The 3505-nt window shown below is 40.0% G+C and carries 4 protein-coding genes; 2 read left to right on the top strand and 2 right to left on the bottom strand.

What is annotated here, in order from left to right; all coding sequences use genetic code 11:
• Nucleotides 1–809: 809 nt before the first annotated feature.
• Both HGG78_RS18500 and HGG78_RS18495 read right to left on the bottom strand, forming a co-directional pair.
• Entirely contained in the window at nt 810–1235 is a 426-nt protein-coding gene (locus tag HGG78_RS18500; protein ID WP_017050349.1) for a DMT family transporter, read from the bottom strand.
• Nucleotides 1235–1843 carry a DMT family transporter gene (locus HGG78_RS18495; RefSeq protein ID WP_254068263.1) on the bottom strand — a complete coding sequence of 203 codons (609 nt, stop codon included), beginning with the start codon at nt 1841–1843 and terminating at the stop codon, nt 1235–1237. Before HGG78_RS18495 ends, HGG78_RS18500 begins: the two co-directional genes overlap by 1 nt.
• Here HGG78_RS18495 and HGG78_RS18490 point away from each other — a divergent pair.
• Together HGG78_RS18490 and HGG78_RS19225 are read left to right on the top strand one after the other, a co-directional pair.
• Nucleotides 1786–2706 carry a LysR family transcriptional regulator gene (locus HGG78_RS18490; protein ID WP_064626940.1) on the top strand — a complete coding sequence of 307 codons (921 nt, stop codon included), beginning with the start codon at nt 1786–1788 and terminating at the stop codon, nt 2704–2706. The two genes, HGG78_RS18495 and HGG78_RS18490, sit on opposite strands and share 58 nt — an antisense overlap.
• Before the next feature lie 206 nt (nt 2707–2912).
• Nucleotides 2913–3041, top strand: coding sequence for a hypothetical protein (locus HGG78_RS19225; protein ID WP_255091420.1), 129 nt, complete (start codon nt 2913–2915; stop codon nt 3039–3041).
• Nucleotides 3042–3505: the final 464 nt, after the last annotated feature.

Genomic DNA, 3505 nt, shown 5'->3' with positions numbered 1-3505 from the left:
CGGGTTGAGTTGACCACGAATTTGAAACCGAAAATGCTCATTTGCCGACAACATAAAACGAATGGCCGGAGAAACCCCAAAAGATTAAACCCCTAAATTTACCTGAGTTGCATAACGCCGCATTAAGTGGTGAGCGACGCTAAACACCGATGCCTCGACAAACCACTTAAAACACAAAAACTGAATTTACGCTAAAAACACCAAGCGTTGCGAATCCGTCTTAAATGCTTTGTTATGTAAATTCAACCATATAAACCAAAGTTACCACGAAAAACCAAGCCTGTACTACTGAAGAAATAGACAAAAAAAAAGAACCCAACCATGTTCACGAATTTGCGAAGTCAGCAATGTTACAAACCAAGCCGCAACAAACGCTGAATACTGATTATCAGCGCCTAAAAATGCTTTTAAACCAGGGAAATTCAACGAAAGAAACCATCAGAAAGCACTGATTCTCGTTTGCCTTGCACTTTCCACACTTTACACCTGAAAAACTAACCTCGCACCGACTTTACAGCTGAATGAGGCAACTCACGAATCTTGGCATGTTTTACGGCTAAATTAGCAAAGAATCGAGACAGAAAGAGTAGATTTTGCCGACGATACGGAACGATGGCTTAAGAGATCGCAAAAACAGAATACTGTCAATTTTACCCGCTTTACATAACGCCCAATTAAGGGGTGAGCAACGCTACCACCTTACCTAACGTATTGTACCGTAAACACTAAATTTGAAGTAGATACAAAAATGCCAAGCGTTGGGAATCCCTCTTAAATTGTTTGTTATGAGCGCACTTGATAAGTTGCACTTACTTATTTTGAAAGCCTAAACGCCCTTTGAAGAAAACTCCAGTGACAATTAAAACTGCTCCAAGAAACTGCGCCCCAACTTGTTCAAAGCCGAAACTATAGACCTCAATGAACAACCCAAACAGCATCTGTCCAGCAACAACTAATACTATTGAATTTGTTGACCCAAGCCTAACCATAACAAAACTATTCACTGCTACGTACAGCGCACCAATAACTCCCCCAACATATAAAGTTAGGTCTTGAGGTAATGCGTTTACTGGCTCAGTTACAAATATAAACAATAAGGACAACGAAACAAATCCTACAGCATGATTCACGAATGAAGCATGAAAAGCTCCATTACGCACACTAAGCTGACCATTCAAAACTCGACTTAAAGTGATACAAAATCCGTTAAGAAGACCTAGTAATATAAATTCCATTACATCTCTACCTTACCGTAAATTATTAAAATTGACCCGATTGCGACAAATAATGTAGGCAACAAGTTGGCTATAGTGACCTTAGTTTTGGGTTGGTTTAACAAACCATAATGTTCAAGAATTAATGAGAGAAGAAATTGCCCAATGAGCGCCAACGCTAAAGTTCCTGTCAGCCCGATATAACTCTGTACTGTCATTGATGCAAAAACTACTGTTAAAGCACCTGGAATACCTCCAAACCAATACTGTTTCTTGATTTCCGGTCGGTTTGCGCGAGCGTGATTTTTTTTGAATACAGAATAAAGAAACCACGCTGTAATGCCACCAACCCCATGAGCAATCCAAGATGCTTGAAATGCAGAGGTAGTACCTGCTAATTCGGCGTTAACACTGATCATTAACGCAAGTAATAGACCACTAAAAATAGCTACTATAACTAAACCACTTTGTCTTAACATAAATTTTCCTCTTCTGATGAGGGCATTATAATTAACAACAAATTGATGCATAATAGCTAAATTATCACAACTAAGTTGAGCAAAACTCACCAATGAAAGATATTTTTCCCGCAATCCCAATATTTGTAGCAGTTGTAGAAGCGGGCTCATTCTCATTAGCAGCTGAGCGCCTTGGAATGACAAAGTCAGCCGTGAGCAAGCGTATATCTAGTTTAGAGGATAACCTTGGTACAAGGTTATTCCATCGAAGTACTCGAAAGTTGACACTAACGGAGTCAGGTGAAGAGTTTTCAGATTACGCTCGTAATTCTGTATACATAGCTCAGCAAGGGATTACCGCAGCGACATTAAATCAAGGCAACCCTAAAGGCACATTAAAAATTAATGCCCCAATGACATTTTCCAGATTACACCTAGCCCCTCACCTAAAAGAGTTCCTAGATCTGTACCCTGACATAAAAGTCATTTTAAGTATGGATGATCAAGTTGTTGATATGATCGCTGGTGCTTACGATGTCGGAATTCGGATCGGAGAATTAAAAGATTCAAGCCTAATTGCTCGGAAACTCGCTAAGTGCAACAGTGTTGTATGTGCATCCCCTGAGTATTTGCAACAAGCTGGTACTCCCAATACTCCACACGACTTGAAAGATCACAATTGTATTTATTACAGCTTGTTTCAAGCTGGTGTTGAATGGACATTTTTTAAAGCAGATGAAAAGCTCAAGGTTGAACCTACTGGAAATTTCATAGTAAATAATAGTGATGCTATATGTGAGATGCTTTTACAAGGACTAGGAATCTGTCAAATGCCAACATTTATTGTGCAGAGATACCTCAATACAGGTCAGTTAGTTCAAGTATTGGCTAACTATGACTTACCAGACCACAGCATTTTTGCTGTGTATCCAGAAAGGCGACACATGCCAGAGAAAGTAAAAGTATTCATCGATTTTATTGAGGAGAAACTACACTCCATTTACTGGGAGGTTGATGATGGTAAAAGCTCATAACGCCGCGTTAAGTGGTGAGCAACGCTACCACCCTACCTAAACCATTGTGCCGTAAACACTAAATTCAAAGCAAACCGAAAATGCCAAGCGTTGGGAATCCGTCTTAAACGCCTAGTTAGCTGCTGCACTTTCGCTAGCAAATTACGCCAACATGTCTAATTTGAAACACATTATTGCTTTCAAATGACAAAGTAAAACGGACAGCTGTGAAATTAAAGCCTAATCCACGAAATGCGCTTAGAAAAGAAAAAATGACCGAGGAAATCACCATTCCTGAGTTCGGTAATTTGCAAAGAATTCTATCGAAAAAGCCAACGACAGAGCACACGAAATGAATTTAGGTATTCATGAATTTCAACAGCAAAGAAGCCGCGCCAACGAACTTAACAAACACAACATTTCCCGTAAGCAGACTTCGTTAAGTTCAAATACTTCCCGAAAAGTGCCACTGGCGAGATAGTTGAGAAGCTGAGATTTGTCCGGTGTGTAGCTAGAAAACCCAAAGCCTTTCCACCCTAAATTCACTATTTTTCTTAACCCCAGCTAACGCCCAATTAAGGGGTGAACAACGCCTCCACCCACACCTAAAGCATTGTGCCATAAACACTAAATTTGAAGTAGAAGCAAAAATGCCAAGCGTTGGGAATCCCTCTTAAATTGTTTGTTAGGCTGCTTGGATTCAAGTACGAAGTGCGACACCTCTGAACATAAAAACAGTGAGATGCGATAATCATGAAGTTTGCTCCCGCCAAGAAGTAAAAAACATGAAATACACGCACCTCACTGAGAACGAAAGGTA

It is taken from the genome of Vibrio aestuarianus, assembly GCF_012395185.1.
Lineage (GTDB): Bacteria > Pseudomonadota > Gammaproteobacteria > Enterobacterales > Vibrionaceae > Vibrio > Vibrio aestuarianus.
This window is presented reverse-complemented; position numbering and strand designations above follow the sequence as displayed.